The 6000-nt window shown below is 42.4% G+C and carries 6 protein-coding genes; all 6 read left to right on the forward strand.

What is annotated here, in order from left to right:
* The first annotated feature begins 88 nt into the window (after positions 1–88).
* Complete coding sequence (locus ACFE90_RS06720) at positions 89–586, forward strand: HNH endonuclease (protein ID WP_375498913.1); 498 nt, start codon at positions 89–91, stop codon at positions 584–586.
* Between the two features lie 797 nt (positions 587–1383).
* Complete coding sequence (locus ACFE90_RS06725; RefSeq protein WP_375498915.1) at positions 1384–2667, forward strand: bifunctional oligoribonuclease/PAP phosphatase NrnA; 1284 nt, start codon at positions 1384–1386, stop codon at positions 2665–2667.
* Between the two features lie 239 nt (positions 2668–2906).
* On the forward strand, positions 2907–3191 hold the full coding sequence (locus ACFE90_RS06730; RefSeq protein WP_375498917.1) for a DUF29 domain-containing protein: 285 nt from the start codon (positions 2907–2909) through the stop codon (positions 3189–3191).
* A 19-nt stretch (positions 3192–3210) separates the two neighbouring features.
* Positions 3211–3399, forward strand: a complete 189-nt coding sequence (locus ACFE90_RS06735; protein ID WP_375498919.1) for a DUF29 family protein — start codon at positions 3211–3213, stop codon at positions 3397–3399.
* A 777-nt stretch (positions 3400–4176) separates the two neighbouring features.
* The gene (gene sixA / locus ACFE90_RS06740) at positions 4177–4671 is read left to right on the forward strand and encodes a phosphohistidine phosphatase SixA (protein WP_375498921.1); all 495 of its coding nucleotides are present in this window, start codon (positions 4177–4179) and stop codon (positions 4669–4671) included.
* Positions 4672–4778: 107 nt separating this feature from the next.
* Positions 4779–5915, forward strand: a complete 1137-nt coding sequence (locus ACFE90_RS06745) for a citrate synthase (RefSeq protein WP_375498923.1) — start codon at positions 4779–4781, stop codon at positions 5913–5915.
* The last annotated feature ends 85 nt before the right edge of the window (positions 5916–6000 follow it).

The raw sequence follows: 6000 nt of genomic DNA on the forward strand, positions 1-6000 counted from the left end.
ATCACGAAAGTATAATTTATTCTCATCTCCCTAGTAGGATGTATTTGTGTTAACATTTATGTAAAGCTAATACCCTGAGCGCAGATAAATGGGGAAGGTTTTAGTCTTAAACGCCTCTTACGAACCTCTCAATATAACGAGTTGGCGTCGTGCTGTGGTTCTTTTAATTAAGGGCAAAGCAGAACGCGTGGAACACAACGGGAAATTCCTATACTCGGATTTTCCGTTGCCGACCGTAATCAGGTTACGTCATTACGTGCGTGTTCCTTATAAAGAAATTCCTCTGACTCGCCGAAATATATTGTACCGTGACGGTCATGCGTGTCAATACTGTGGTTATACAGGGGATGAGTTGACCCTAGACCATGTAATACCGCGATCACGCGGCGGGGGCGATAGCTGGGAGAACATTGTGACTGCTTGTGTGCGTTGCAATGTTAAAAAAGGCTGTCGGACTCCCCATGAAGCTCACATGCCTTTACGTCATCCTCCTCGCCAACCTTATAGCAGCCTCTATTTCGAGGTCAGCAAACATCTTAAGAGTGGACTGCATACAGAGTGGCAAAAGTATGTTATAGGTCTTTGAGGAAAAAGCAGAGGAGCAAAAGATAAACAAGAAATACCTTTTTGCTTTGGGACAGTGGCAATAGATTTAGTTATCGGTTGTTAAAAAATTGATGGCTATATCGGTTGCAACAAATGTGATCGTGTCTCCTAAAGAGGCGCAATGCGCCAACGCTCAAGCCTCTACATTTATATATGAGGCTTGTTTCCTCCCTGGCTTCTCCCAAGGGGAGACGCTAAAAGCGATCTGCCTTCTTGCACTAGTACAGCGCGGCCTAAATCAAGCTACCATTTTAAAACTTGCAAAAGCCTTGATATACAAAACTTTTGACTTTTGACTTTTGCCTTGCGGTACTAGGTTTCGCTCTAAATTATCAAAATTTTTAAAGGGGAAAAAACACGCATTGTTCAATAAAAATAATTGTTAATTGCTCAATAGTCACAATAATGAGATTATTGAGTATAAGAGTATTTAAAATATCAAGGACTAACCCGAAAGTATAAGATATAAAGTATACCCTAAGTAAGATTAAAATTCTGCTAATTGAATTTACGCAAGAGAAAAAAAGCTCCTCAAGCAGATTTATGCTATCAAATACAGCCCAATATGCTAGAGTTCCTTGTTTCCAGCAGTTATACCTCATCTAGTGGAATTTAGTTCATTGTTGAGCTCTGGTGTGACGAATAAAAATATACTTAGATGTATAGTGCAATGTCCTGATATTTTTGCGAAGATCAAAATAATGTGGCTGAATTCAGTGAATGGCTGATTGTAGTATTTCTGAATTAAAGGAGCCTCACACTTTAAAAAAGTTCCCTATGTACTTGAATTCTCCCGTTACTCAGTTTGAGAGTTTGTCATCGACCACAGAGCCAAAGCCAGAGGAACCTGAAATAGAGAAAGCGCCAGTGGAAGTTTCGTTTAAAACTCCGTCATTACCGCCATCGGTAGGTGAAGGAGCTATATATCTCAGTCAGCGTGGTAATTCCCTGGCACAACAAAAGTCAGAAGAACTGCAAAAAACGCTTCTGGCACACCGACACGATCGCCAGATCGTAATTCTGCAAGATTTTCCTGATCCTGATGCCCTTTCCTGTGCCTGGGCTTATCAGCTAATTGCCCAGCAATATGATATAAAATGTGAAATCATTTATGCTGGCGCGTTAAGCCATCAAGAAAATATTGCCTTGGTAAAATTGACTAATTTACCTATCCAACGTTGGACGCCGCAAACCTTGAAAACCAAGGATTTGTCATGTTACCAAGGTTTTGTATTAATTGATAACCAGGGAACCACTTCACAACTACTGTCAGCAGTGCAGCAGGCTGGAATTCCCCTAGTAGTCCTCATCGACCATCACAGTATCCAAGGCGATCTGCAATCAGAGTTTGAGGATATCCGTCCTTATGTAAGAGCGACGGCAACAATTTTTACTCAATATCTGCAAACGGGATTATTGGCATTAGATAGCAGCATAAATCAACACGTCAAATGCGCTACTGCCTTGATGCATGGGTTGCGATCAGATACAAATCGGCTCATGCAAGCGCAAGAAGAAGATTTTATGGCAGCTGCGTATTTAAGCCGATTTTATGACGCTCAACTGCTAAACGCCATTTTACAGGCGAATCGTTCCAAGCGGGTAATGGATGTGATCGAGCGATCGCTTAAAAATCGCATCGTCCAAAATAACTTTTCCATCGCTGGTGTTGGTTACCTACGCTACGAAGACCGTGACGCCATCCCTCAAGCGGCTGATTTTCTCGTCACCGAAGAAAACGTTCACACCGCCGTAGTTTACGGCATTGTTCACGATGAAGACGAAGAACTAGAAATAGTCATCGGCTCCCTGAGAACTAGCAAACTTACCCTTGACCCCGATGAATTCATCAAAGAAGCCTTTGGGCAAGATAGCACAGGGCGCTTTTTCGGCGGTGGAAGAACAAGCGCAGGTGGCTTTGAAATTCCAATGGGCTTCTTATCTGGCAGCAACGAAAATTCCGCATACGCGAAAATGAAATGGGAAGTATTCGACGCTCAAATTAAGCAAAAACTGCTGAGGTTAGTTAATCCTAGAGACAACCCGATTCAGGCAGAATAGAGAAAGAAGGAGATGGGGAGAACTCCTAACTCATGCAGCAGTCAAAGTGTTTGGTCAGATAGCATCCCTAAATCATTTGTGATAAACATATTTCCCGACTTTTTAGAAAAGTCGGGAAATATTGGTCTTTTCGCAGAGGCTGAACTGATTGAGGATGTAGTTCGTGCTTAATGTTAAGTAGGTAGACACAAATAAAATTAACTCGCGCCTACCTATTTTATTTGCGAACAAGGAGCGCCATGAAGTCTATAGAACTGCAAATGTTACAAACTCTGTATGAGCAAGATTTTTGTGCTTGGGTAGAGCAGACAGCGGAGCTTTTGCGATGTCTACGACGGGCTACGCCAACGCACCACTGGGAGACGCTGGATTTAGAACACTTAATTGAGGAAGTGGTAGACTTGGGTAAAAGCCAACAACGAGCGTTGCAAAGTGCGTTGCGGTTGGTGTTGTCGCATTTGTTGAAGTGGAAGTATCAACCAGAACGTCGTAGTCAGAGTTGGCAAGTGACCATTTACCCGTGAGCGACTGAATATAGATGAATTGCTGCAAGAAAGTCCTAGCTTACGGCGTTTTTTTAATGATGCTGAGTGGATAAATACTACCTATCAAAGAGCGCGGCGAGAGGCAATAGTGGAAACGGGTTTATCAGAGGATAACTTTGCGATCGTCTGTCCGTTTTCTGTTGATGAGATTTTAGACTTAGACTTTTATCCTAACGCTGGGGAATAACCGTAATTGGATAAATATGGAGAAAATTTTTGTATACTATACAAAATTAAAAACTTGGAATTATCTGATAAATTAAGTAAATATACCTTTAAATTAGGTTTAATAAGTGGGTAATCTAATTTGTGTAGAAGTAGCCTTCCTAAGATAGGTAGAAATATGCAACTCAAATTTGAATTACTCTGTATTGACCAACAAGAAAAAGTCAAGTTCAAAAAACCTAAAAAATATTACTTATAAGTTTGATGATAAAATTAACCACCGCTTTAATTTTGCCTTTGTTAGGGTTTACAGTGACTACCTTGCTCAGTAGCTGTGCCTTGAATTCTCGTGACATCAAGCATGAGTTAGATACCTACGGCTGTTCTGAGCAAGAATATAGAAATTCTGACTGTCAAAGTAAGTAAGTTGGCGTTAAAAAATCAAGCAGTTTTACATCATCAAAATTGACCAGGCTGTATCTGACACAGCAGTTGATTTATTGCGGTCTTATCGGCTCAGTCATAATTTGGCCATTCCTGATAGTCTCATTGCAGCTACAGCAATAGTGTGGAATTACCCGTTTATCACAAAAAACCAACGGGATTACAAATTTATTCAAGGTTTAAACCTGTTGCCATATCCATAACACCTTAAAACATCTAACGCCGCATTGCACCGGACAGATGCCAGATCAACGAATACGTAATAATGATTAAGATTAGGATAGGTTAATTCACACTAGACGTAAATCCTAACTAAGCACGGGCTACGCCCCGCTGCGCTAACAGAACTCAAAGTATGGAACTATATTTAATTCGTCATGGCATCGCCGAAGACAAGGGATTAGGCATCAAGGATGAGGAGCGCAGCCTTACTAAAGAAGGACGGCAAAAAACTGAGAAAGTTGCTCAGAAACTTGTTAAATTGGGATTAAGCTTTGATTTGATTCTTACCAGCCCCTTAGTGCGGGCCCGCCAAACGGCTGACATTCTTATAGCAGAAAAATTAAGCTCCCAGTTAGAGGAATCTAGCTACCTCGCCCACCAGGGTCAAATTTCTAGTTGGCTAAAAGACTGGTTAGAGCCAAGAAATTATTCCCAAAATACCCAACTGGCGCTGGTTGGACACGAACCTGATTTGACCAATTGGGCAGAAATTCTCCTATGGGGGGAAGTCAAAGCAAGCTTAGTCTTGAAAAAAGCAGGTATGATTGGGATAAAACTACCAGAAACAGGTTCTCCTCTAGGTCGGAGTCAGATGTTTTGGTTGACACCACCTAAGTACCTGTTATAACAGTTTTTCAACATTTCCAATTGTTGTTAGAAGGGCTACTGTTATAGCGACAATAATTTCTGGTAAGTTAGCTTGATCAGATATTTCACAAAGCGAATGGTGGTGCCATGATGGTGTGCGAATACAAGCCTGGTTTAGAAGGCATTCCCGCCGCCCAATCAAGTATCAGCTATGTTGATGGGCAAAAGGGAATACTAGAATATCGTGGCATCCGGATTGAGGAACTAGCAGAGAAAAGTACATTCCTAGAAACTGCTTATCTCTTAATCTGGGGCGAACTGCCAAGCAACGAAGAATTGAAAGCATTTGAGCATGAAGTTCGTTACCACCGGCGGATAAAATACCGCATTCGGGACATGATGAAATGCTTTCCAGAAAGCGGTCACCCAATGGATGCGCTGCAAGCCTCTGCTGCTGCTTTAGGCTTGTTTTATTCGCTCCGGGATTTACATAATGCTGCCTACATTCGAGATTCAGTGGTGCGCCTGATAGCAACCATTCCCACGATGGTAGCTGCTTTCCAACTGATGCGAAAAGGCAATGACCCGATACGTCCCCGTGATGACTTAGACTACTCCGCCAACTTTCTATACATGCTCGATGAGAAAGAACCCGATCCTCTGATGGCGCGAGTTTTTGATATCTGCTTGATACTTCAGGTCGAGCATACAATGAATGCTTCCACTTTCAGTGCCAGGGTGACAGCTTCCACCTTGACTGATCCTTACGCTGTGGTTGCTAGTGCCGTGGGAACTTTGGGAGGGCCCTTGCATGGTGGAGCCAATGAAGAAGTAATTCAGATGTTGGAAAAAATTGGCTCTGTAGAGAATGTCCGTCCTTACATAGAGCATTGTCTGGAAACTAAATCTAAGATTATGGGCTTTGGACATCGTGTGTATAAAGTGAAAGACCCACGAGCCACAATCTTACAAGGTCTAGCAGAACAGCTGTTTGAAAAGTTTGGGCATGACAAGTTCTATGATATTGCCCTAGAGATGGAACGCGTGGTAGAGGAAAAACTGGGTAGCAAAGGGATTTATCCCAATATTGACTTTTACTCTGGTTTGGTGTATAGGAAGATGGGAATTCCCACAGACTTGTTTACGCCAATATTTGCGATCGCTCGCGTTGCTGGTTGGTTAGCCCACTGGAAAGAACAACTAGCAGAAAACCGAATTTTCCGTCCTACCCAGGTTTACAACGGTCGGCACGAAGTTACTTATATCCCTATTGACCAACGGTAAATGGGGATTGGGGATTGAAAAGAGGCAGGGGGCAGAGGGGAAAACTCTTCTCCCTTATCTTCCCCTACTCCCCCTACTCCCCCTG

The sequence above is a fragment of the uncultured Nostoc sp. genome, assembly GCF_964245445.1.
Classification (GTDB): Bacteria; Cyanobacteriota; Cyanobacteriia; order Cyanobacteriales; family Nostocaceae; genus Nostoc.